Origin of the sequence: Robertkochia marina, assembly GCF_004799345.1 — a bacterium.
Taxonomy (GTDB): Bacteria; Bacteroidota; Bacteroidia; order Flavobacteriales; family Flavobacteriaceae; genus Robertkochia; species Robertkochia marina.
This window is the reverse complement of the sequence record NZ_SSMC01000001.1, coordinates 1094924-1117738: the sequence shown is the minus strand read 5'-3', so window position 1 is coordinate 1117738 and position 22815 is coordinate 1094924. Positions and strand designations below refer to the sequence as shown.

Sequence of the window (22815 nt, the reverse complement as noted above, 5' to 3'; positions counted from 1 at the left end):
AGTTGACGTTAATAAGCCATTTCAACAATTTCCCTGACTTTTTCGGGCGATAATGACTGATGTTCTCCTAAACCTAACCAACCACGGTCTGTAAAACGTTTTGCAATTTCTTCTGCTGTTCCTTCGTAATCGTTCGTATAATCAGACAGTTTCGTGTCGATTCCCAAAGATTTGAAAAATGCAGTTGTTTTTTCGATAGCGGCATGGGCTTTATCGTCTACACTTCCTTCATTAATATCCCAGACGCGTTCACCATATTGTGCTAATTTTTCTTTTTTAGCTTCAAAATTATATTTGTAATGACTTTGTGTTATGATCGCTAATGTTCTCGCATGATCTATACCATATAAAGCTGTTAATTCATGTCCCATGGCATGAATAGCCCAGTCTGTAGGCACTCCTTTCTGAATTAACCCGTTCAAAGCCATGGTGCAACTCCACATAAAATTCGAAGCTGCTTTATAGTCAAATTCCTCCTTCAGCATGGTTGGTGCAATTTCAATCAACGTTAGTAAGATGCTTTCTGCAAAACGATCTTGTAGTTTAGCATCTACCGAATAGGTCATGTATTGTTCTAATACATGGGTAAAGGCATCTGCTAAACCATTTGCTATTTGACGTTTAGGAATCGATTTTATGACTTGCGGATCCAGGATTGAAAATTTTGGAAATAAACCCGGCCCGCCCATAGCAAGCTTTTCCCTGGTTTCCTTACGGGTAATTACAGCTCCGGAATTCATTTCAGAGCCTGTTGCCGGCAAGGTAAGCACCGTTCCAAAAGGCATTCCTTTTTCGGTCCTGATATTTTGGGTTAAAATATCCCAAGGCGTATCACCCTCGTATACGGCTGCGGCTGATAAAAACTTAGTACCGTCAATTACAGAACCCCCACCAACAGCTAATAAATAGGTGATATTTTTTGCTTTAATCACTTTTAAAGCGTCCATTAATATTTCATATTCCGGATTTGCAGGAATCCCCCCAAACTCCGTGAAATCGACATTTGCTAATGCCGTTTTTACCCCGTCGTAAATACCATTCTCTTTAATACTTCCTCCACCATAAAGTAATAGTACTTTAGCATCTGCAGGAATTTCTTCTTTTAGTTTTTCTATGGTATCCTTTCCAAAAATAATTTTGGTTGGGTTTTTAAATTCAAAATTGTTCATCTTTCTTTCCCTATTTTTTTATAGTAAATCAGTTATTCAATTACTGTTACTAAATCTTCTGTGCTTTTTCTAACCTTCACGAGATTTACCAACCAATCGTTTTCGGCATCTCTGTAACCAAGGGGTAGCATTACTGCACTACGCAAACCTTTCGCTCTTAAACCCAGTATTTCATCTAACTTATCAGGATCAAAACCCTCCAGAGGGGTTGCATCCACCCCTTCGTAGGCGGCAGCAGTAATAGCTTGTGAAAATGCAATGTAAGCTTGTTTGGCAGCGTGATTAAAGTTTACTTCTTCATCCTGAGACGGATACATTTTCAACAACATTTGACGGTAGTTTTCCCAACCTTCATTTTTGAAGCCTCTAATCTCGTTTGTTAAATCAAACATATAATTAATCCTATCTTCTGTATAGGTATCCCAGGCAGCAAAAACCAGCAGGTGAGAACAGTCTGTTATTACAGATTGATTCCATGCTATTGGTTTAATTTGTTCTTTTATCTCTTGATTTTTAACTACAATGATTTCGAAAGGTTGCAAGCCACTCGATGTAGGAGCTAAACGCGCTGCTTCGATAATATTATCAATTTTATATTGAGGCACTTTCTCACCATTCATTGCTTTTGCTGCATACCTCCAGTTTAATTTGTCTAATAATTCCATTTTTTGAATTTTTATTTATTGTAATCCTTTTTCATTTAGCGTTTAATACTATCCCAGGCTGATAGAAATGCTTCTTCAACATGTGTTTTATTCAATTGAAATTCGTACTGTTTTTGAGCTATCATCAAATATGATAAAGGGTTTATCGAATAAGCATATAAAATATAATCTGAAATGGGCTTGATAACCCCTTCCTTCTTCCCGCGTTCCCAAAGGTCGAGCAAGGGTTGCAGATGCCTTATGCCTTCCTTTCTGCTGGGCTCATCAATTATTGGAGTGTTATTGCATTGATTTAAAAAAAAAGAATATTCACATTCATTAATGTTAAATTCTGCAATACGCTTCCATATAAGTTCAAAGCCGGTTTTAACGGATGTACTCTCATCATAAGTCTTAAAAACAAAATCTGTGTATTTCGTTTTTACTTCTAAATACGTTTGATTTACCAGGTCTTGCTTATTTTCAAAATATAGATAGATCGTTGCAGGGGAGACATTTGCCATTTTCGCAATTTTACTCATAGGCGTTGCATGGAAACCACTGTTATTCACTAATTCGATGGTAGCCTTTATGAGTGCATTACGCTTATCTATGCTTTTTTGAAGTTTAGCCATGAAATTGTGTTTGAGGCTACAAAGATACAAATAAAAATGAATGTTCATTCTTTTTTGTGAAAGCCTTAAGAATTGCTTTGAAGGTAAAGGGCAGCCTTCGATAGCTGTTAACGGCCATGCCATGAAGCGTTAGCTAGCAGCGCTGAAAGCGGTGACGGAAGGGGTCGTCCTGTACTACTTAAAACAGCTATAAAAAATCCCTTCCTCGTTCATAAACGTGCTATCCTTTCTGTTCAGATCCAATCTTCCTCCTGCAAAAGTGGTTGCAGGCAATCCCAATTCATAGAATATACATGCGGTAGCAGCAAAGTCCCATATGCTCCCTCCGCCTGCTTCCTTTTTCGGAAGCTTTAGCATACATGCCGGACCGTTTTCGAGCACACGAATGGCATTCAGCACCGAACCCGCTCCTGAAAGTTCTACTACCCCTTTTAAGTTAAGTTTTACCACCTGTTCATACAGTAAAGCTTCTATTTCGGAGGCCCGAGGTGTATCCTTTAATTTCTTATCGGTAACATAGGTTAAATAGTCGTTTGTAGGGGTTATCCTCCAGGGTTCACCCTTCTTAAAAGCCCCTTTCCCTTTAACAGCGTGATACAAGGTATTCGTTGCAGGATCAAAAACCACTCCGATATACGGGGTTCCATCTTTTGCGATCAAGGCTATAGATACTGAGAATCCGGGTTGCTTATTGATAAAGGGAAGGGTGCCGTCCATAGGGTCAATACACCAAAAATAATCGGCTTCGAACCTGCTCCCGTCATCTTCGATCTCTTCTGATAAAAACCCCAGACCGAACGCTGCACAGGTGGGGTGCAGATGCGAAAGAATGTCTTTTTCACAGGCCATGTCTACCGCGGTTACGACCTGAGAGGCGTAGCCCGAACCTCCCTCTTTTTTCATTACTTCAATGTCATCATTCATGTATTGCTGAATGACTTTTCCTGCGGCAATGGCGGCTTCTATGGCTATATCAGTAAGTTTTAAAAAGTCCATGGCTACAAATTATCGATCACTTCTGCGGTGACACGTTCACTATAATCATTGATCTTCCAGTGACCGGGACTCCACCCTTTCAGAAAGCGATGAAAATCTGCCCAGGCTACCCGATATAATGATCGCCATTCAGCTTCCAGGGCCTCATTTCTTTGTTTCAATGCTCCTTGTAAATACTCAAAATAGGTATCAAGGATAAGACCTTCCAAACGCTCACAATCCTTATCACGAAGGCAGCTTCCAATAAAATAAGCGACATCTTTCATCCCGCATCCGCCACCGACATACTGAAAATCCACCCCACTCACCTGTCCGTCTTTTGAAAAACAGAAGTTGGCGAGTTTCGCATCACCGTGAACAAAGGTTTTGTACTGACAGGTGTTTAGTTTTTCATCAATGACCGGGGCTGCCTCTTTCAGCCTGAGATCATCCAAGGCTTCCAACTCCTGGGGCCTTGTTTCCAAATGCCAATACGTCCCTGTTTCCCAAAGGCCTTCCGGAGCTGCCCCCAGGTAACTGGCATGAAATCTAGCCAGCCACTCCAGGCACCGGGCAATCTCATCCCATGAAACCATATCCTTACGCAAAGAATAGCCGGCTTCATCAAGATCTTCCAGGATCATAAGCACCTCATCTCCTTTCTTCTCAATACCCAGACATTTCGGCAAACGGGCAGCGCTGACCTCGCTGTAGCGATCATACCAGGTCGTTTCCACTTCATATGACTTCACCTTGCGCTGATGACCGACATCGGTATTCCATCCGCGGGGGTGATTGCTTTGTGTGGGCATCTGCACATGCTTTACCACCACACTGTTTACATGAGCATGTTCCAACCCTACCCGCATAATTTTTCCGTACCCACTCCACAATTCCTGGATCATCTCCTTTTCAGTGCAGGAAGAAGCCCCTGTTTTTTGCAGAATGAACGATCTAAAAGATGCTTTCATAAGGGCGTAAAGATAGCAAAATACAGATGGGAGGATAGGTCGACACCATTACACCTTTGCCCCTAAAGCTAATGAGTCTAACCAAGCGTACACCAACGTTTGCAAGGCTTAAGAATATAAGAAAGGCTACATCAACTCATAATAACTTCTTCAATCCTCCTATTATCATCCTTACTCTGAACGTGCTTAGAATGCTCAAGCAGCACACCTGCCTTCAAGGAGGGGAATATTCGTTTTGCTCTTTTGAGCATTTTTTTTCCCGGAAAGATGACGTCATGACGCGCTGCAAAAATGGTTATCGGGGTTTTGATACCGGACGCTTTTTTCGCATTGATCACAGGTACCGGGGTAAAGTCCATGTCGAACTCGAGAAACACTTTCGAAAGGAATTGAATTCCAAATTCGTCCCTCTCTGTGAAAACCTCAGCCAAAAACTGCTCTACATATTTGGGTCTTTTGGTCTTCATATACTGCTTCATCGGAATAAAGACTTTGAACAAGGCCTTTAAGGGATTGCCATTCACAATATATGCAGGTGCAGATAAAAATACTTGTTCAATTCTACTTTCATCGTATTCGAGCGTTTTCAGGATCACTAACCCCCCAAACGAAAAACCTGCCATGGTAACAGCATCCAGCTCCAGATTCCGGATAATCTCATTCATCCATTTCCCATACGATTCATCTTTCATGCTTAACCTGGTCTCGGCACTTTTATTGGGCTGAGCCAGGACGTCAACAGCATATACCCGATAGTTTTTGTAAATATTTGGGTAGGTTTCCAGGGCGATAGGAGCACAGGCATTAGAACCATGAACCAGGAGGATTGGTGGATTTGACGGGGCTCCCGCAGAAATTATGTTTGTCTCTCCATACGATGTTTTTACTTTAAAGGAGTCATATGGAATTTTAAGTTCATCAAGCTTTTGATCATAAAGCTGTAAAATATCCTGTTTTCCTTTTGCCGTTTTAAAGAGTGACTTCATATGCTTGTATACATTAAATGGAGAATAGTGATGGACTCTGCTTTCTTATTAAAAAAGTTTCTGACGTTATCAAGACACTTCTTCAGAACACTTTTTTCAAATTCCAAAAACCTTTATTGTTTCTATAAGTCAAACGTAAATGATTTACTGGGCGGAGTATGATCCTTTGATTGTAAAAGCCTATTTACAAGGGTTAATAAGAACAACAGGAATTCGTTACCCAACATTGCAAGGCAGCAAAGTTATTTATAAAATTCTTGCTCATTCACTTTAATTGTTGTCAGCTCGACAGTATGCCCGTCAGGGTCTTTGGTGTAAATGGAGTCAAAGTAATAATGGTCCTGGATCTTAAACTCCAGACCCAGTTCCTGATACTTTTCTTTAGCTTTTTCGAAATTTTCCCGCGTTACGTTAAAGGCAAAATGGTCGATCTTCACATTTTTAGAATTCGGATCCATTTCAGGGTCGGCCACATTAGCAGGGAACAAGGCAATGCCCGACTTTTTTGACATCATAAAAATCGGGTAATCACCCCACTCAGGCAGCCGGCAGGGCTTGAGACCTAAAACATTTTCATACCATTGCGCAGAAGCATTGAGATCTGACACCCGTAGGGCTATATGGTCTAAAAATTCAATATCTATATTATGCTCCTTATCTTTCAATTTACACGAATTATACACCACTACAGATCAAGTTAAGTAATATAGACGAAACTTGTGGGAGACCTTTGTAGGTTTACAGCCATTGTTTGCCGGATTGGGAATCATCTAAGGTAGGTTATTGACTAATTGATGACTTTTCCGGATTGCTGCATGCACCGGGCATAAGCAGGGCGATCAATACTGTAATTTGACTTTTTATCCTTTAGATGTATTTATTTTAATTCTTACCCAGCTCCTGTAGAAGAGAACTTGCCTTATCTTTCAAAAGATTCTTAGCGATCAGATCTTCCAGTATTTCCGTTGCTTTCTCTTTTTCACCCAAGGATTGATACGCCTGTGCCAGTACCATTTGAAGGTTTTCATCGAAAAAATAAGGCATACTCAATTCGACCATCTTCACACCCTTCTTCATTTCATTTTGGTCTTCTGCAGAGGCCAAGATCTTGTAATACCCCCAAACAGCGATCAACGGCATATCATAAGCTGCCTGATTTTTCTCCAATTCCACCACAGCCGATTCGAATGATCTTTTGCCATCAGACACCTCCTGAACAAGGTAGATACTGCGTTCATCTTTATAGAGATCTCTGGGCGCAGGGGTTATTCCCAGGGCTTTCACCACTGCCTCTGCAGATCCGGTCGTAGAGAATGGATTCTGGCCGGTAATGAACTTTCGGGATACAGCCACCCCCGAAAGCATAAAATCGGCCTGAGAAAAGACAGCCCCCCTGGCTTTGAGCTGATCCTCCAATCTAAAGGGAAATTCCTTTACCCATTTCTTACCAAAGAGGTCTTCTTCCAGATTGCAAAACCCGGTCATCTCTATGCCTTCAATGATAAATTTATCCCCATCCTTTACATTTACAAATGCAGCGGGACCATGACATACGGCAGAAATTACCGTTCCTTCCCTTCGGTATAAATTCAACAAAATATCCTGAAGCGAAGGGTCGTAGGGCAAATCGAACATAGCCCCTTTCCCCCCAACAACATAAACGGCATCATACCCGGAAGGATCTACTTCAGATGTTGCCAGAGTACTACGCAAAACCTTCATCACTTCCTGGTCATTCAAAACGGCCTGGTTATAGATCTTATCTTTATTGAACTGATCGGCTTCGACACTTCCTCCTTTGGGACTGGCCACATCTACCACGAGACCATTTTTCTTAAATATCAAATAAGCCTGGGTAAATTCATCAAACTCATATCCCGGTCTGGTCTCTCCTAAATCCTTACCGTAGCTGCTTACCACCATGAGGATCTTTTTAGGATCGTTCTTTGCCTGGGCTAAAAGCATAAAAGGCAATATAAGGACAAGGCATATCATTGCTTTTTTCATAATGTAATATTGTTTTAAATACATGTTTAAACTCGACGAGGAGGTCAAGGATTTGTTACATGGGTAGTTTTTAAATTAAAATGCTCTCAATACTTGATCTCCTTATTCGATCGACGGAGCATTTAGATGATATTTATGACTATTCCGACTTGGCATAAGGAGCATTCCAAGTACTAACAAACACAAATAATAAGGATAGGAAGTTCATAGTCTTTTTCATTTTATTCATCAATTAGGTGTTATACTAACCAAGACTTTCAACTCCATTAGATGTTACCAAAAGCCCTGTAAGAATTCTGCGATCATACCAAAAAAAACCCCAAAACATCCATGATAGCTGCGCCCCTGCTTACCTCCCTATCCAACTATACCCCGGAGTGAGCTATATTTGCATAAAATTGTTGCAATGGCCAAAGATTCGGCATTAGAACAGGCAGTAAGATTACTACAGAACGATGAGCTGGTAGCCATTCCTACCGAAACAGTATATGGTTTGGCGGCAAACGCCTTTTCTGACACCGCTGTGGAAAAGATCTACCAAACCAAGAACCGTCCGGCAAATAATCCGCTCATTGTTCATATTGCCAACAGGGTTCAATTGACAGACCTTGCTGTCAACATCCCGGAGCAGGCCCTCAAACTGGCGGAACACTTCTGGCCGGGACCCTTGACATTAGTACTCGAGAAGGCCCCACATATTTCAAAGAAGATAACGGCAGGAAAGAACACCGTTGCGGTGCGGATGCCAAATCATGAGCTCACCCTTTCCCTGCTCAGAAAACTGGACTTCCCATTAGTGGCCCCCAGCGCTAACCGGTCGAACCATATCAGTCCTACCCGCCCCGAACATGTGAAAGAATCTCTGGGCAACAAAGCCCCTTTTATTCTAGATGGAGGAAGTTGTACGAAAGGGATAGAATCTACTATTGTAGGATTTGATAACGGGCAACCTGTCATCTACAGGCTGGGAACCGTGTCTAAAGAGGACATCGAAAATGTACTGGGCAGATCTGTCCGAATAATGACAAAAGAAAGTAAAGAGGTGGTCACCCCGGGAATGTTTAAAAAGCACTATTCTCCTAAAACGCCCTTTATAGCCACCCACGACCTGCATTCCGAGATCGAAAAACACCCCGGAAAGAAACTGGGTATCATCAGCTTTACCACTTCAGTACTTCCAACCGACGAACACATTTGGAAGGTACTCTCTCCGGGGAGAGACCCCATGGAGGCTGCCTCCCGGTTATATGCCCTCATGCATGAACTCGATGGGGCCAACCTCGATCTTATCATAGCAGAATACCTGCCTGAGCAAGGGGTTGGGGCTTCGGTTAATGACCGGATGAGAAGGGCTTCTTCAAAGTAAGTTTTTTGGGTTAAGGGTACGGGTTACACGCTAAAGGCTAATGGGGTAAGAAAACCAAATCATCCATCAAAAAGAAGATCCTGCGCCCCGGCGAAGGACCTCGCCATCCTAACATTCTACCCAAATCCCCACATCCCTTAAGTAAAACGTATTATCAGATTTTTCTGATATTATTATATATTTACCCCTTAGTTTATGAAACCAACCATCTTATGAGATTCCTCTTGCCAACCCTGCTACTCACCCTATTGTTCATCACCTGCAAGGGTTATGCTCAACGGGCAAATTTCATTCGGGTATACGACCTCGACGGAGAAAAGCTTTATAAAGGGTATATCACGGAAGCCGACGAGAATTTTCTTCACCTGAAAAGAGGTGGTATGAATTACTCTGTACCCTACAATGCCATCGGCCACATCAAAGGCTATCGTTCCTTCGGGCATTACGCCGGAGGAGGTGCCGGGTATGCTGCCCTGGCAGGAGTTGGCGCCGGACTTGTTATATTTTCACAGTCAATGAATGATACTTCCGGAATCGGGGGAGCCGTTGGAGCGGGTATGGCTGCTGTCACCCCGGTGGTTTTTGCCCTTGCGGGTTATATCGGGGGTTTGGTGATCTATGCCACCAAGAAAAAGATCTCCTATGACGTCAATGGAAATAAAACGCAATGGGACTACTTCCGTAATGTTTACTATGGCACCACAGAAGATGCCACTACGGTAGAGAATGAAATAAATAACGGCTTATTATCACCGGACACTAATGGGATATAGCTGTGGACAGGCCTTCCTACCCTAAGATGGTGAATGGGTTAAAAATTCAGGTTACGGGGTACGGGTTAAGGGCTAAGGGCTAAGGGCTAAGGGCTAAGGGCTAAGGGCTAAGGGCTAAGGGCTAAGGGCTAAGGGCTAAGAAAACTAAATCATCCATAAAAAATAGATCCAGAGCTCGCGGGAGAAGCTCCCATTCTTTACAGTGGCCCCACTGCACCACCTATCGTACCCGATTAAAGGCGAGATATTAAAAAAAACAGTTGTTTGCCAGCGCACCTCCCGAGGCGTCAGGATGACTCCCCTGGCTGCCGCCAGGCAGGCCTGTTTGCCGACAGGTAAATTCGCTAAAAAGGTCTACTTCCCCACGCACCACCTGGCTCCTCACTATGAAAGGTTCACAGAACCTTCCATTGCCGTTCGGCCCTTTAAACGCTCGGTCCCCCCACATCCCCATATCCCCACATCCCCACATCCCCATATCCCCATATCCCTAAAATATTCCGTATCTTGATAACAGCTTTCGCTCGTTGAAAAACCACCATGAAAACCACTGAAAAATTTGCGCAACACCTGAAACAGCTCTACACAGGAGGCAACTGGACCGGTGTCTGTTTAAAGGATGTATTAAAGGATGTCACCTTAAAAATGGCGACCCAAAAAGTACAGAACCTCAACAGCATCCTGGCGCTTACCTATCACATCAACTATTACATCGAGGCCGTATCCGGGGTACTGAGTGAAGGGGTTTTAGATGCCCATGACAAATTCAGCTTCGATCATCCTGAACTCACTACCGAGAAAGAATGGCAGGACTTTAAGGATGAAGTACTGCTGAATGGCAGCCACCTTTCTGAAGCCATTGCTGCCCTGCCCGATGAGATCCTGGATACCTTTTTCACCGATGTTAAATACGGCTCCTACCACCGGAACTTTATAGGCCTGCTGGAGCATACTCATTACCACCTGGGTCAAATGGCCATCCTGAAAAAGATCCTTCCCTCCTGAATTCATTTAAAACCCGGTAGCTTATCGGTACTTACTGTCATATACCGATAAGTCTTACAAAACCTCTGAAATTGAATATCTTGAAAGTTATTTTTGCTTTAAAGCACCTGCCATGAAAAGACTCTTCATATTACTTCTGATCTGCTGCTATAACGGTTTACAAGGACAGGAACCCAATATCCTGACTCCTGATGATGTGGCCCGCATTCAGGAGGCTAAACAGGTCCTGATTACGCCCGATGGCGAGCATATCTTTTACACCATCACTGTTCCTGCAGATCCGAGGGCAGAAAATGCCCTGCCCGCCACCGAATTATACCGTTATGATACTGACAGTGGAGTAAGTATTGCGTTGATCAATGAAAAGGCGATTGCCAACCTGGCACTGCGCCCCAAACACAACACGCTCAGCTTTACAGCCCGACCCGGCAACCGAAAGAATACAGCCATCTATGAGCTTTCCATTGAAGGGGACTACCTCTCCATGATCGCTTCCTATAAAACCTCTATAGCTTCTTATACCTGGAGTCCTGACGGTACAACGATCTTATTTACAGCTCCGGAACACCCGAACCAACCCAAACCGGAACTGCCTTACCAGCCCGAGATCTTTGAAGAAGATCTGAAAAGAAATGCTGCATATACTTTAGAAGTGGCTTCAGGTGCAGTTAACATACTGCCCATTGCAGGTCATGTCACTGCGGTTAATTGGAGCTTAAGCGGCGATCAGATAGCACTGCTTGCAGCTCCCAGCTCTTTGATCGATGATATCTACACCAGCCAGAAGATCTATTTTCTAAACCCTGAAAACTACACCGTTTCTTCAGAGATCGATCACACAGGAAAAAAAGGTGAAATGACCTGGGCACCCGATGGTACCCGTCTGGCCTTTATTGCCGGAGCCGATAAGCACGACCCTATTGCCGGTCGCCTTTTCCTGGCATCCGGTAAAGACAGCAAACCTGTGCTTATGACTGCAGCAATGGGAATGACCTTTGAAAAGCTTCATTGGAAAGACAATAATTCACTTTGGTTCTCAGCAAGCAAAGGAGTAGGCACCATACTGGGTGAAATGAAAAACGGAGGCACCATCTCCCCCATTATCCAATCTGATCAATTAGCTATTCAGGATTTCAGTATAGCCGCTAACGGCAGTTTAGCTTTTATTGCAAACAGTCCGGAACATCCCAATGAAGTCTTTCTGATAGAGAAAGGAAGCAAGAGCCCGAAAAAGATCACAGACCTAAACCCCTGGCTTCAGGAAAAAGAGCTGGGCACACAGGAAGTGATCACCTATAAGGCTGCAGATGGCCTGGAGATAGAAGGGTTATTAATAAACCCTGTAAAGCAAACCGGCCTGACACCAATGATCACGGTGGTACACGGAGGGCCCGAGTCCCATTTTAATAATGGCTGGCTAACCACCTATTCCAGACCGGGGCAAATGGCTGCCGGGAAAGGGTATGCTGTATTTTACCCCAATTACCGCGGCAGTACCGGAAGAGGGTTAGAGTTTGCCATGTCGAGCCAGGGTGATCCGGCAGGGAAAGAATTTGACGATATCATTGACGGCATCGATCACCTCATTGAAACGCGAAATATTGATAAAAGCAAGGTTGGCGTTACGGGAGGATCTTACGGTGGATATGCCACGGCATGGATGGCCACCAGGCATACCGATCGGTTTGCAGCGGGAGTCATGTCTGTCGGTATAAGTAACAATCTCTCCAAATGGGGCACCAGTGATATTCCGGAAGAGATGTTTCTGGTACACAGCAGAAAACGTATCTGGGATGACTACGAGTTCTTTTTGAAAAGAAGTCCGATCTATTACGCCGATCAGGCCAAAACACCCTTGTTGATCATGCACGGTAAAAACGACACCAGGGTAGATCCGGGGCAGTCTTATGAACTCTACCGCCATATCAAAACAAGAACAGACACTCCGGTACGCATGGTGCTCTATCCCGGAGAAGGTCATGGAAACCGAAAGTCTACCGCCCGATACGATTTCAGTTTACGCATGTTACAATGGTTTGACCATTACCTAATCGAAAACAAAAAACAACTTCCCTCCATGAAGGAAGAACTTCTATTTAAAAATTAATATTTAAACCATGTTTAGGATACTCTTACTAGTATTTGTTTTGTGTCCCCTCTTATTGAGCGCTCAGCTCAAGGCGAGTGATGTAGACACCTTCAGGCTTGACAATGGAATGAAATTTCTGGTTGTCGAAGATTTTTCCATTCCCAATGCCAATATGTATCTCTTTTATAAGGTAGGCAGCAGGAATGAATACCAGGGCATCACCGGTCTGTCTCATTTCTTTGAACACATGATGTTCAACGGTGCTAAAAAATACGGTCCAAAAGAGTTTGACCGTGTCATGGAATTCAATGGAGGTGCCAACAACGCCTATACCACCAATGATGTAACCGTATATACCGACTGGTTTCCGGCCGCGTCTACAGAAGTGATCTTTGATCTTGAAAGTGACCGCATCGCCAACCTGAGTATTGCACCGGAAATGGTAGAGAGCGAGCGAGGCGTTGTTCTGAGCGAAAGAAGAACAGGACTGGAGAATTCACCCTGGCGTGAATTGATCTACCTGATCAATGGAATGGCCTTTATGGAACACCCGTACCAATGGCCCGTGATCGGTTATGAAGATGACATGAAGAACTGGACCCAGGAAGACCTGGAAGCCTATTTCGAAACTTACTATGCTCCCAATAACTGTGTGGTGGTTATCTCCGGAGCCATCACCACAGAGGAGGTTAAAAAGCTGGCAGAGCAATACATGGCCCCCATTCCTGCTCAGCCTTCCCCCCCCAAGGTTCACATCACAGAGCCTGAACAAAAGGGAGAGCGGCGCTTCACCCATTACCGCGAGGTAGCCACCCCCTATATGATGATCAGCTATCATGTGCCTGAAGCCACCCATGAAGATTATTATGCCCTGAGCTTATTAAGTGCTGTGCTGAGCAATGGAAATTCTTCCAGATTATATTCAAGCCTTGTTGATGACAAACAACAGGTGTCTCAAATAGGCACCCTGTTCGATGCCAGTTTTGACCCGGGATTATTTACCATATATGCCCTTGCCAGCCCTGAGGTCAATACAGAGGCCATTGAATCCGGTATTTATGAGGAAATAGAAAAGATCCTGACCGAAGGGATCACCGAAGAAGAACTGCAAAAAGTAAAGAATCAGAAGCTTATAGAATTTTATCAGCAGATACAGACCATCAACGGTAAATCTAACAATATAGGCACCTATGAGGTGTTTTTTGGAGATTATGCAGAAATGTTTAATGCACCCGAGGCCTTCAATAAGGTTACCCAAGAAGAGATAAAGGAGGTCGCCCAAAAATACCTTACCCATCAGAACAAAACCGTGGGGATTATTCGTAACCAACCAGAAAATTAGTCATGAGATCAAATATTCAACACCACATCATCTTCATAGGGATACTTTTTTTAACAGGCAATGTCCTGTTCGCCCAGAGCTATACATTCCCCGAATACACTTCTTATCAGCTGGAAAATGGCCTGACCATTAATCTGATGGAACAAAAGGAGGTGCCTTTGATAAGTATCTCAGCGCTCATCCCCGCAGGGGCTGTCAACGATGATACTAAGCCGGGGATTGCCTACCTTACGGCAACTGCTCTCAAACATGGTACTACCAACTATTCTAAGGAGGATATTGATAAGACCCTTGATTTTTTAGGGGCAGAGATCAATACCTATGCAGGGAAAGAATTCGCCGGCTTAGAAGCAGGGTTCATTTCCAAAGACCTCGATAAGGTAATGCCCATCCTGGCTGAGATCATGACCCAACCAGGTTTTGATGCAGAAGAACTGCAGAAGGAAAAAGACCGTCACCTGGCCGGGTTAGAACGCAAGAAAGAGCAGCCAAGAGCCGTTATTGGTCAGTTCTTTGACCAATTGATCTACAGCGATCACCAGTATGGCACCATTACCGATGGCAACCTGAGTTCGGTACAGTCAATCACAAGAGAAGATATCCGGGAGTTTTTCAACGAACACTATCATCCTTCAAAAGCTGTGATAAGCATCGTAGGCGATTTTGACCTGGAAGCCATGAAAGAACGTATGGAGAACTATTTCGGCTCATGGAAAGGAAAAGAGGCTGAGAGCACCTCTGTTGACGGCCTTCCCGAATTGGCCGAGAGCAACCAGGTACTCCTGGTTAACAAAGATGATGCCACCGAAACCACCTTTTATATTGGTGGTAGAGGTATCAGCAGAAACAACCCGGATTATCTCGGCATCATGGTGGTAAACACCTTCTTTGGAGGACGTTTTACCTCCATGCTCAACGATGAATTAAGGGTTAATTCAGGGCTTACCTATGGTGCCAGAAGTCGGTTTGATACTATGAAAGAAGGCGGCAGCTTCTATATAAGTACCTTTACTGCCACCGAAACCACAGAAGCAGCCATGGATAAGGCCATTGAAGTACTTAAAAAACTGCATGATCAGGGAATCTCAGAGCAGGATCTTACCTCAGCAAGGAATTACGTGAAAGGGCAATTTCCTCCTCGATTTGAAACCAGTGGTCAACTGGCCGGTTTACTCAGTGAAATGTTCTGGTACGGTTTTGACGAATCGTTTATTAACAATTTCAACACCAACGTTGATCAAATGACCACAGAAAAGGTCAAAGAGATCATCAGCATTTATTTCCCGAAAGACCACCTTAAGATCGTCATGATAGGAAAGGCTACAGAAATTGAGGGTATTGCCGCCAAATACGGGGAAGTAAGTAAGGTTGAGATAGAAAGTATAATTCAATAGATGAACACATAGAAAAGGTGTCTTAATAAGGCAGCATTGGGATAGCTCTTATGGAGAGTTTTTCTCCTTAATGCTGCTTATTTTACCCTCGTAATTGATAAAATCTCTGTTTGAACTGTTGACCTTCAAATAAGCGGTACGCCCCGGGTATACGGTAAGGATCATCCAGTAACTGTTTGTTTTATCGGTTACCTCAAAGCGCACTTCATAAAGTTGTTTCTCGGGTTTATAGGTTAGCTCGAAACCCTGATAGGGTTTATGAAAGTTAAAGCCATTCTTTCGAGGGTCTAAGGATACGTTCATTCGTTGCACCCCGTAATACGGCAGGTTAACGTCCACCGAGTCACCGGTCATACGAAGATAATTGGGGTTACCAACAAGGTTGATCCTGTTTGGGGTATCGCCATTTCTCAACAACCCTGCATTGGCCAACGCCGCCATTTCCCGGGTGGTCTGCGGCAGCGCCCAAAGCGCCTGGAATTCAAAATCCCTTTCTTCCAACAGTGCTTTCAAAGAAGATAATTCTTCGGGTGTAGGCTCTGATTTTGACGAACCACAGGAGACCATCAAAAGCACTAGCAGACAAAAAACAAACAACCTTTTCATTTTCAAATATTTGCCTGATTAATTTACAATCTTTACCTTAGATAATTATGGTCTGACACTAATAAAACATCAACTTTAAAGGAGGGTGGAAACTATTTTATCTCTGCATGAAAGGAGTCTGGCATAAAAACTGCTATTTCGATCATTCAAACTTCAAAATTTTATAAAACATGAAAAACGCTAAAAGAATTCGGCTTAACATCCCTTATATCATGATCTGGGCATTGATCGTGATGGCCGGCTGCGGACCCGTAAATGAAAAAAACAAATCCGCCAACCAAGGCAATGATTCCATAACCGGAACCGAAGAAAGTATGAGCTCCGGAAAGACCGTTACTGAGGCTGCTGACCTTACCGACGGACAATGGATACTAATCAAGCTTGGCGGAGAGGCTATAAATCCTGAGGAGGGGCAAAAACCGGCCTACCTTGTTTTTGATGAAGAGAACAGTCGTTTTGGTGGCAATAACAGCTGTAATGATATCGGAGGAAACTACAGCCTTAAAGAAGGAAATCGCATAACATTTTCGCAGATCATTTCTACCCAAATGGCTTGTATGCCTAATGAGATCGAACTGCCGTTTATGGAAGTACTGGATAAGGTTGACAACTACACTATTAATGGAGATACCTTGTCTTTGAACAAAGCACGTATGGCCCCTTTGGCAGTTTTCGTATTAGGTAAAAAGGAGTAAAAACTTTGAACTCAGGGCATGCTGAAGTTTGAAGTTCAGGAAAGAGGATTCGGGAAATGGTCAGATTCATCTTCATTGGGCCGTTTATGCAGGCATTTAAAATCTTTTTCCACCAAAATATAGGGAGTTGGCAACACGCCTTCCTTTTCCCGGTTATCGAAACCAACCTGCCCGGTTTCCGTCCATTTCCGGGCTATGGCCTTCGGAACGTGTATTGTAATACTGTTATTTGAAAAGGAGGCGCAGAGTTCCCTGCCATTCTCTTCTGTTACCAGGGCGTATTCCAGGGAAGATGATGACGGGGTAGAAAAAGTAGTCGTATCGGTGACGCGGCCTGTATTACGAAATTCATCCACCTCCCCCTGTGTGAGTCGCATTCGAATGGTATCACCCTTAATTCTCAATTTCATGGCTATGGCTTATTAGGTGTTTTATAAACTACAATTCCGGGTAAACTGAACAGTATTTCTACTTTAAAATCCAAATTATTTCACAATTTATGCCGTGATCAGCCCAATTTCATCAGGGTATATAGATTTTATCTATGATCCTCACCAATGAGACACAATAGCAGGAATTCAAACGATATCGAGTTTGACATAATATGGCCCTTACCCCCTATGCCATAAGCTCTAAGAGAGCCCATACACTTAGGATCAGGTCATGCCCGAATGGCACCTGTGAACATACTAATTTACTTCTTTTTCTGACAGATATTCCGGAAAATTCTATTTTACATAAGATATAACTATTTGACTTAAGAGCCTGAAATAGCGTTATTTGCTACAATAATTCTATAGTATGTCTTTAATAAGCATTAGCAGAAAAACAAGATTAGAAAAAAGGTACAGCAAAAAAATGGGAAGTATAAGCGTGAAAGTAACTTATGTTAAGAAGATGCTTTTAGGTTTGGTACCTCTTCAAACATTGCACAAGTACCGCGAAACCTATTATGGAAAGGTAAAAGATTGTAAAGACTGTGTGATCACAGCTTAAGAAAAGAAAAGCCCCGGAAAGGGGCTTTTTTTATAGCTTAATCTTTTCAAGCGTTTTTTCGAGATCTTTCTCTACTTTCTTAGCTTCTTTTTCGATGGCTTCTCCCGCTTTTTCTGCAGCTTCTCCGAGATCTTCACCCGCCTCTCCGAGCTTTTTGCCTGCTTCTTCTAGCTTACTTCCCGCATCTTTAAAGGAGTCTTCTATTTTCTCTGCGGTGGTCTTTTCACGACAGGAAATAGTGGTTAATCCAACGCCCATCAGGATTACTCCGAACACTAACATTTTTCTCATAGTCTCATTATTAAGGTTAAATTCTTCAGGTAATTATTATTCCGCTGACGGAACCTCACCGGCAGCAACTTCGGCTGAACGATCGATCTTCTTCACCAATCCCTGGAGTACTTTTCCGGGGCCTACTTCCGTAAATAACTGAGCTCCATCTGCGATCATTTGCTGTACACTTTGGGTCCACTTAACGGGGGCGGTTAATTGTGCTATTAAATTCTCTTTGATGGCTTCAGGATCTGTTACCGCAGTAGTGGTTACGTTCTGATACACGGGACAAACAGGGGTATTGAAAACAGTCTGTTCAATAGCCGTTGCCAGGGCCTCTCTTGCAGGCTCCATTAAAGGAGAGTGAAAGGCACCTCCCACGGGGAGTAAAAGCGCTCTTTTTGCTCCTTTTTCCTTCATGCCCTCACAAGCCTTTTCAACAGCTTCGATCTCTCCCGAGATCACAAGTTGTCCGGGGCAATTATAATTGGCGGGTACCACCACTCCGTCAATACTATTACAAACCTCTTCTACCACCTCATCGGCCAGTCCAAGAACAGCCGCCATGGTACTCGGTTTCATTTCACATGCCTCCTGCATGGCCAAGGCTCTTCTGGAAACAAGCTTTAGTCCATCTTCGAAATTCAAAGCTCCATTGGCTACCAGAGCAGAAAATTCGCCAAGAGAGTGACCAGCCACCATATCCGGACGAAAACTGTCTCCCATTACCTTACTCAATATAACCGAATGTAAAAAGATTGCCGGCTGGGTTACTTTGGTCTGTTTCAGGTCATCTGCAGAGCCTTCAAACATGATATCAGTGATCCGGAATCCAAGGATCTCATTGGCCTTTTCAAAGAGCTCTTTTGCCTCGGCCGATCTTTCATAAAGATCCAGACCCATTCCTGTGAATTGCGCACCCTGTCCGGGAAATACATATGCTTTCATCCTAGTTCTTTTGATTATTTAAATGCAAAAGTAGCTAATTAATTCAAACGTCATCACCCTCTGTAAACCAGGAGGCGTAGGTTACATAATTATTAGCGATACGTTCGATCTCACCGCTGCTCAATTCCGGGCGCACCTTCGCGATCTTTTTCGCGGGAACACCGGCATAAATATATCCTGACTCCACCCTGGTATTGGCGGTAACCACTGCACCTGCCGCTACAATGGCATTCGATTCCACCACACAATCATCCATCACAATACTTCCCATACCGATAAGCACATTATCATGTATGGTACAACCGTGTACGATGGCATTATGCCCTATAGAAACATTGTTGCCAATATTTACCGGGCTCTTTTGATAGGTACAATGTATGACGGCTCCATCCTGAACATTTACCCGGTTGCCCATTTTGATGTAATGGACATCGCCCCTTACCACAGCATTATACCAAACACTGCATTCATCACCCATGGCGACTTCGCCAATAAGGGTAGCTGTTTCTGCAAAGAAGCATTTTTTACCATATTGCGGTTTGTTACCGCGAACCTCTCGTAAAATCATAGTCGAAATTTTATCTGGTTGTAGATCTTTTTTCAAGGATCACATCAGTAATTTACTGCCGGGCATTTACAATCATAAGGTTGTTTACCTTTTAAGAAATCGTAACCCAGGGTTATCTGATGAAATCCCCCGGCATCAAATATAGCATCTCCTGTCTGATAAGAATAGGTGTACGAAAACATAAAATTCCCGTAATTAAAACCTGCAAGAGCGGTTAACAGATCAAGGCCCTGTCCATAAGTTGCTGCATTCAATGCTGCTTTGCTTCCGGATTCAAGACTGGTTCTGTACGACATCCCTCCCCAGAGTGTTATACCTGTGAGCTGCTTGTATACCTTGAAATTAAGGTCAGCCATAGACTCACGGGTATAGTCTGCATATTGAAACAGTACCGATGGTTCATATTGCCACGAATTTTTTCCGAAAACGTATCCTGAAGTCACCAGGTATCGCCTCAGGTTATCGATCTCTTCAACGGTGTAAAGGTCTCTCCCTGTACCCAGGAGATTTTTAAGGGTAACGTGAAAGAAGAATTCAAGGAAATGATAGGATAAACCGAGGTCAACGTTGTAGTATGTACTCTGCAGGTTACCACCACTTACTATAGGGTCGGGAACCAGAGACATAAACTCAGATTCATCTAACCGGCTTTGCAGTAGTCCAACATTCAATCCAAAAGAAAGCTGATGGAGGTCAATCAGATCTCTGGAAAACCGAAGGTGATGTGCATAGGTAAGTTTTATTCCGGTTTGAGAGTGATAGCCATTCTCATCATTTAAGAGAATGATCCCTGCCCCGCTGCGGTCGCTTATTCGCATATGAGCATTAAGTGTTTGTAAGTTGGGAGCACGTTTTGCGTCAAACCATTGCTTTCGGGCGGTAAGTCGCACCTTCCCTCCCTGGCCCGCACCGGCCATAGCCGGATGTATCAGGTACCAGTTATCAGAAAGATAATCGTGATATACCGGGAGTCCCTCCTGGCTGGAACACAAAACAGGGAGCAGGAAGAAAAGGAACAGTGCCGTTAATTTAGAAATGGCCATCCGGGTTGAGATTACTGTTCAAACAGAACCATCTCAAATATAAGACAGTTCGCCAGTGATTTTGTAATTTTGCACCAAAATATAGTTAATGAATAAGATAGAGATCCAAATAAAGCCTACTAACAGGCCTGCTATTGTAAAGTTTGAAGCTAACAAGTTTATTTCAAGAGATAAAAACTACGAATTCAGGAATGTAGATGAAGCAGCCAACTCGCCTCTGGCCAAGCAATTGTTTTATCTGCCTTTTACAAAAACAGTTTACATCTCCGGAAATTTCATTGCCATAGAGCGCTACGATATCGTACAGTGGCCCGATGTTCAGGAAGAGGTGGCAGAACAGATAGAAAATTACCTGAATTCAGGAGAGCCTGTATTTATTAACCAGGACTCTAATGAAAAAGTTCCTGTAACGGTTTATGCCGAGTCTACGCCGAACCCTGCTGCCATGAAATTTGTGGTTAATAAAAAGCTGGTATTGGCTCCGTATGAATTTAAGAACATCGAAGAAGCTAAACCCTCACCATTAGCAACCGGATTATTTCATTTTCCATTCGTGAAAGAGGTATTCATCGACGAAAATTATGTTTCAGTATTGAAATATGATATTGCTGAGTGGAATGATGTTGCCATGGAACTCAGAGAATTCCTGAGAAGCTATCTCGAAGAAGGAAAGACCATTGTTAGTGATGAGGCTGTAAGCGTACAACCCGGTCAATCGGCCGATACTGCGGCATCAGCAGCCGCTTCGCCAGCCCGACCCGATCTTTCCGGTCTTGATGATACCTCACAGCAGATCGTTGCCATTTTAGAAGAATACGTAAAGCCGGCCGTTGCCAGCGATGGAGGAAATATCATGTTCGACTCCTACGATGAAGCGTCAGGAACAGTGAAGGTAATACTCCAGGGAGCCTGCAGCGGTTGCCCTTCTTCTACTTTTACCCTGAAGAACGGAATCGAGACTATGTTGAAGAATATGCTCAATGAAAAAGTAAATGAGGTTATCGCCATAAACGGCTAAAACATATACCACAATATAAAAAGCCGCAAGAATGCGGCTTTTTTATTTTTTTGACCTTACGGTTTTGTCGGGGGAAGCCCGTAAAGTAAGCATATCAGATTTACAGTATTACCGATCAGATCGCGGGTGTCTTTTAGAAGGTTAACATAAAGTTTTATGTTAGATGCCACGATCCGGTCATCTTTCAACCGTACCTTCTGCGTTTTGGTAAGTCCCGAAACATACTTAAATAATGAAAAAGACTCCTCCAGGTCTCTTTGTATGTTCTTCGGCCTCCTGTTTTCAAAATAAGCGTTTAACAACTCAAAAACACATTCAGAACGCTCGTATATTCTCCTGAGCTCCCTGATCTGATTGAAGCTTAAATTACGATGATGGTTAAGTAGATGGTCATAACTATCAGCAGTAATATTTCCTACCGATCTGATCATGCCCTGTAGATGATCTAAAATGGAAATATAGGGTTTACCGATCTTTACAGAGGTCTTTTCCGATGAACAAAGAACAGCCCTTATTTCTTCCGATATTTGACCAATTTCTGCTTCCAGGGCCGATAGTTTGACCATATTTTTTTGCAGGTCCTCAGGATCTTTTATGGCCAACCCTCCTATCGTATCCGTGTAGATCATGCTGACCTCCATGATCACCTGCCTCATCCTGCCTGATGCGCCGGGCACCCAAGTATCTAGTTCATCAAGCCTGTAACCTCTTCTCTTCAAGAGTGGTTTCCTTGTTGTCAATAAATAAACTGCAACACCCAGACATAGTATGGTCAACATCAGAATGAACCATCCATTTGTACCATTAATAGCACAGGAAAAAATACGCAGTATTCTCCCGGCAAATAAGGGAATATAGTATTTGACAAATGGAGAAAAGATCATATCACAGAAGTAATTCAGCCGCTGTATTAATAGTGCAAAAGTGTTACAGTCTTGAAAAAGAGCTGTTTCCGTAACATTAAATAATAATTAACTTAAGAGCGCTAAGCTTTTAACTATTTGTTTTACAGTGCTTTATCTTTATTTCAGATATGAATCATTATCTTTATTGCTAATACGTATTGTTCAACCTAAAAATCAAAACCAATGTCTGTTTTAAAAGTTATTGAAGTACTGGCCGATTCTGATAAAAGCTGGGAAGATGCAGCAAAGAAGGCTGTAGAGAAAGCCTCTAATTCTGTTGATAATATAAAATCGGTGTATATTAATGAACAAAGTGCCACGATCAAGGATGGAGAGATCCAGTCTTACCGGGTAAATGTCAAGATTACCTTTGGTATAAAATAATTCCATGAAGGGAATCTATTGAT

At 43.1% G+C, this 22815-nt stretch carries 25 protein-coding genes; 10 read left to right on the top strand and 15 right to left on the bottom strand.

Translation table 11 applies throughout. The features are described from left to right. Positions 1-8 precede the first annotated feature (8 nt). The 8 genes from E7Z59_RS04615 to E7Z59_RS04580 form a co-directional block, all read right to left on the bottom strand. The gene (locus E7Z59_RS04615) at positions 9-1169 is read right to left on the bottom strand and encodes an iron-containing alcohol dehydrogenase (RefSeq protein WP_136335105.1); all 1161 of its coding nucleotides are present in this window, start codon (positions 1167-1169) and stop codon (positions 9-11) included. 32 nt (positions 1170-1201) lie between these two features. Further along, entirely contained in the window at positions 1202-1834 is a 633-nt protein-coding gene (locus E7Z59_RS04610; RefSeq protein ID WP_136335104.1) for an NAD(P)H-dependent oxidoreductase, read from the bottom strand. Positions 1835-1869: 35 nt separating this feature from the next. Then, complete coding sequence (locus tag E7Z59_RS04605; protein WP_136335103.1) at positions 1870-2448, bottom strand: TetR/AcrR family transcriptional regulator; 579 nt, start codon at positions 2446-2448, stop codon at positions 1870-1872. 174 nt (positions 2449-2622) lie between these two features. Continuing rightward, positions 2623-3444 (bottom strand): 3'(2'),5'-bisphosphate nucleotidase CysQ family protein, encoded by an 822-nt coding sequence (locus tag E7Z59_RS04600; protein ID WP_136335102.1) that lies wholly within the window; start codon positions 3442-3444, stop codon positions 2623-2625. A 2-nt stretch (positions 3445-3446) separates the two neighbouring features. After that, on the bottom strand, positions 3447-4394 hold the full coding sequence (locus E7Z59_RS04595) for a phosphotransferase (protein ID WP_136335101.1): 948 nt from the start codon (positions 4392-4394) through the stop codon (positions 3447-3449). A gap of 131 nt (positions 4395-4525) precedes the next feature. Further along, the gene (locus tag E7Z59_RS04590) at positions 4526-5380 is read right to left on the bottom strand and encodes an alpha/beta fold hydrolase (protein ID WP_136335100.1); all 855 of its coding nucleotides are present in this window, start codon (positions 5378-5380) and stop codon (positions 4526-4528) included. A gap of 242 nt (positions 5381-5622) precedes the next feature. Beyond that, positions 5623-6045 (bottom strand): VOC family protein, encoded by a 423-nt coding sequence (locus E7Z59_RS04585; RefSeq protein ID WP_136335099.1) that lies wholly within the window; start codon positions 6043-6045, stop codon positions 5623-5625. A 217-nt stretch (positions 6046-6262) separates the two neighbouring features. After that, positions 6263-7387, bottom strand: a complete 1125-nt coding sequence (locus E7Z59_RS04580) for a type 1 glutamine amidotransferase domain-containing protein (RefSeq protein WP_168731239.1) — start codon at positions 7385-7387, stop codon at positions 6263-6265. A gap of 406 nt (positions 7388-7793) precedes the next feature. On the opposite strand from E7Z59_RS04580, the gene E7Z59_RS04575 reads away from it, so the two are divergent. The 6 genes from E7Z59_RS04575 (at position 7794) to E7Z59_RS04550 (ending at position 15356) form a co-directional block, all read left to right on the top strand. After that, complete coding sequence (locus tag E7Z59_RS04575) at positions 7794-8753, top strand: L-threonylcarbamoyladenylate synthase (protein ID WP_136335097.1); 960 nt, start codon at positions 7794-7796, stop codon at positions 8751-8753. Positions 8754-8965: 212 nt separating this feature from the next. Continuing rightward, the gene (locus E7Z59_RS04570; protein ID WP_136335096.1) at positions 8966-9526 is read left to right on the top strand and encodes a hypothetical protein; all 561 of its coding nucleotides are present in this window, start codon (positions 8966-8968) and stop codon (positions 9524-9526) included. Between the two features lie 540 nt (positions 9527-10066). After that, positions 10067-10531: a DUF1572 domain-containing protein gene (locus tag E7Z59_RS04565; RefSeq protein ID WP_136335095.1), complete on the top strand. Its 465-nt coding sequence runs from the start codon at positions 10067-10069 to the stop codon at positions 10529-10531. A gap of 112 nt (positions 10532-10643) precedes the next feature. Continuing rightward, entirely contained in the window at positions 10644-12638 is a 1995-nt protein-coding gene (locus E7Z59_RS04560; RefSeq protein ID WP_136335094.1) for a S9 family peptidase, read from the top strand. 10 nt (positions 12639-12648) lie between these two features. After that, entirely contained in the window at positions 12649-13962 is a 1314-nt protein-coding gene (locus E7Z59_RS04555) for a M16 family metallopeptidase (protein ID WP_136335093.1), read from the top strand. A gap of 2 nt (positions 13963-13964) precedes the next feature. Next, on the top strand, positions 13965-15356 hold the full coding sequence (locus E7Z59_RS04550) for a M16 family metallopeptidase (protein WP_136335092.1): 1392 nt from the start codon (positions 13965-13967) through the stop codon (positions 15354-15356). A 48-nt stretch (positions 15357-15404) separates the two neighbouring features. Here E7Z59_RS04550 and E7Z59_RS04545 read toward each other — a convergent pair whose 3' ends face one another. Next, the gene (locus tag E7Z59_RS04545; protein WP_136335091.1) at positions 15405-15962 is read right to left on the bottom strand and encodes a DUF4251 domain-containing protein; all 558 of its coding nucleotides are present in this window, start codon (positions 15960-15962) and stop codon (positions 15405-15407) included. 170 nt (positions 15963-16132) lie between these two features. On the opposite strand from E7Z59_RS04545, the gene E7Z59_RS04540 reads away from it, so the two are divergent. Beyond that, positions 16133-16657 (top strand): META domain-containing protein, encoded by a 525-nt coding sequence (locus E7Z59_RS04540; protein WP_136335090.1) that lies wholly within the window; start codon positions 16133-16135, stop codon positions 16655-16657. 35 nt (positions 16658-16692) lie between these two features. On the opposite strand, the gene E7Z59_RS04535 is transcribed toward E7Z59_RS04540, so the two are convergent. Then, a complete protein-coding gene (locus E7Z59_RS04535; protein ID WP_136335089.1) occupies positions 16693-17067 on the bottom strand; it encodes a DUF7009 family protein in 375 nt (124 codons plus the stop codon). A 391-nt stretch (positions 17068-17458) separates the two neighbouring features. On the opposite strand from E7Z59_RS04535, the gene E7Z59_RS15395 reads away from it, so the two are divergent. Further along, on the top strand, positions 17459-17653 hold the full coding sequence (locus E7Z59_RS15395; protein ID WP_136335088.1) for a hypothetical protein: 195 nt from the start codon (positions 17459-17461) through the stop codon (positions 17651-17653). 30 nt (positions 17654-17683) lie between these two features. Here E7Z59_RS15395 and E7Z59_RS04525 read toward each other — a convergent pair whose 3' ends face one another. The 4 genes from E7Z59_RS04525 to E7Z59_RS04510 are packed head-to-tail and all read right to left on the bottom strand — an operon-like array spanning position 17684 to position 20485. Continuing rightward, positions 17684-17944, bottom strand: a complete 261-nt coding sequence (locus tag E7Z59_RS04525; protein WP_136335087.1) for a DUF4175 domain-containing protein — start codon at positions 17942-17944, stop codon at positions 17684-17686. A 36-nt stretch (positions 17945-17980) separates the two neighbouring features. Continuing rightward, positions 17981-18874: an ACP S-malonyltransferase gene (fabD, locus tag E7Z59_RS04520; RefSeq protein WP_136335086.1), complete on the bottom strand. Its 894-nt coding sequence runs from the start codon at positions 18872-18874 to the stop codon at positions 17981-17983. Positions 18875-18917: 43 nt separating this feature from the next. Further along, complete coding sequence (locus E7Z59_RS04515) at positions 18918-19442, bottom strand: gamma carbonic anhydrase family protein (RefSeq protein ID WP_136335085.1); 525 nt, start codon at positions 19440-19442, stop codon at positions 18918-18920. Positions 19443-19486: 44 nt separating this feature from the next. Then, the gene (locus tag E7Z59_RS04510; protein WP_136335084.1) at positions 19487-20485 is read right to left on the bottom strand and encodes a PorP/SprF family type IX secretion system membrane protein; all 999 of its coding nucleotides are present in this window, start codon (positions 20483-20485) and stop codon (positions 19487-19489) included. Between the two features lie 88 nt (positions 20486-20573). On the opposite strand from E7Z59_RS04510, the gene E7Z59_RS04505 reads away from it, so the two are divergent. Beyond that, positions 20574-21503: a NifU family protein gene (locus tag E7Z59_RS04505; protein ID WP_136335083.1), complete on the top strand. Its 930-nt coding sequence runs from the start codon at positions 20574-20576 to the stop codon at positions 21501-21503. Between the two features lie 56 nt (positions 21504-21559). On the opposite strand, the gene E7Z59_RS04500 is transcribed toward E7Z59_RS04505, so the two are convergent. Then, complete coding sequence (locus E7Z59_RS04500; RefSeq protein ID WP_136335082.1) at positions 21560-22222, bottom strand: hypothetical protein; 663 nt, start codon at positions 22220-22222, stop codon at positions 21560-21562. Positions 22223-22591: 369 nt separating this feature from the next. Between E7Z59_RS04500 and E7Z59_RS04495 the strand changes: the two genes are divergently transcribed. Then, entirely contained in the window at positions 22592-22792 is a 201-nt protein-coding gene (locus tag E7Z59_RS04495) for a dodecin family protein (RefSeq protein ID WP_136335081.1), read from the top strand. Positions 22793-22815 lie beyond the last annotated feature (23 nt).

Coding starts and splice junctions, on each gene's coding strand:
- E7Z59_RS04615 (WP_136335105.1), bottom strand. CDS start 1,169: ATGAACAATTTTGAATTTAAAAACCCAACCAAAATTATTTTTGGAAAG.
- E7Z59_RS04610 (WP_136335104.1), bottom strand. CDS start 1,834: ATGGAATTATTAGACAAATTAAACTGGAGGTATGCAGCAAAAGCAATG.
- E7Z59_RS04605 (WP_136335103.1), bottom strand. CDS start 2,448: ATGGCTAAACTTCAAAAAAGCATAGATAAGCGTAATGCACTCATAAAG.
- E7Z59_RS04600 (WP_136335102.1), bottom strand. CDS start 3,444: ATGGACTTTTTAAAACTTACTGATATAGCCATAGAAGCCGCCATTGCC.
- E7Z59_RS04595 (WP_136335101.1), bottom strand. CDS start 4,394: ATGAAAGCATCTTTTAGATCGTTCATTCTGCAAAAAACAGGGGCTTCT.
- E7Z59_RS04590 (WP_136335100.1), bottom strand. CDS start 5,380: ATGAAGTCACTCTTTAAAACGGCAAAAGGAAAACAGGATATTTTACAG.
- E7Z59_RS04580 (WP_168731239.1), bottom strand. CDS start 7,387: ATGAAAAAAGCAATGATATGCCTTGTCCTTATATTGCCTTTTATGCTT.
- E7Z59_RS04575 (WP_136335097.1), top strand. CDS start 7,794: ATGGCCAAAGATTCGGCATTAGAACAGGCAGTAAGATTACTACAGAAC.
- E7Z59_RS04570 (WP_136335096.1), top strand. CDS start 8,966: ATGAGATTCCTCTTGCCAACCCTGCTACTCACCCTATTGTTCATCACC.
- E7Z59_RS04565 (WP_136335095.1), top strand. CDS start 10,067: ATGAAAACCACTGAAAAATTTGCGCAACACCTGAAACAGCTCTACACA.
- E7Z59_RS04560 (WP_136335094.1), top strand. CDS start 10,644: ATGAAAAGACTCTTCATATTACTTCTGATCTGCTGCTATAACGGTTTA.
- E7Z59_RS04555 (WP_136335093.1), top strand. CDS start 12,649: ATGTTTAGGATACTCTTACTAGTATTTGTTTTGTGTCCCCTCTTATTG.
- E7Z59_RS04550 (WP_136335092.1), top strand. CDS start 13,965: ATGAGATCAAATATTCAACACCACATCATCTTCATAGGGATACTTTTT.
- E7Z59_RS04545 (WP_136335091.1), bottom strand. CDS start 15,962: ATGAAAAGGTTGTTTGTTTTTTGTCTGCTAGTGCTTTTGATGGTCTCC.
- E7Z59_RS04540 (WP_136335090.1), top strand. CDS start 16,133: ATGAAAAACGCTAAAAGAATTCGGCTTAACATCCCTTATATCATGATC.
- E7Z59_RS04535 (WP_136335089.1), bottom strand. CDS start 17,067: ATGAAATTGAGAATTAAGGGTGATACCATTCGAATGCGACTCACACAG.
- E7Z59_RS15395 (WP_136335088.1), top strand. CDS start 17,459: ATGTCTTTAATAAGCATTAGCAGAAAAACAAGATTAGAAAAAAGGTAC.
- E7Z59_RS04525 (WP_136335087.1), bottom strand. CDS start 17,944: ATGAGAAAAATGTTAGTGTTCGGAGTAATCCTGATGGGCGTTGGATTA.
- fabD (WP_136335086.1), bottom strand. CDS start 18,874: ATGAAAGCATATGTATTTCCCGGACAGGGTGCGCAATTCACAGGAATG.
- E7Z59_RS04515 (WP_136335085.1), bottom strand. CDS start 19,442: ATGATTTTACGAGAGGTTCGCGGTAACAAACCGCAATATGGTAAAAAA.
- E7Z59_RS04510 (WP_136335084.1), bottom strand. CDS start 20,485: ATGGCCATTTCTAAATTAACGGCACTGTTCCTTTTCTTCCTGCTCCCT.
- E7Z59_RS04505 (WP_136335083.1), top strand. CDS start 20,574: ATGAATAAGATAGAGATCCAAATAAAGCCTACTAACAGGCCTGCTATT.
- E7Z59_RS04495 (WP_136335081.1), top strand. CDS start 22,592: ATGTCTGTTTTAAAAGTTATTGAAGTACTGGCCGATTCTGATAAAAGC.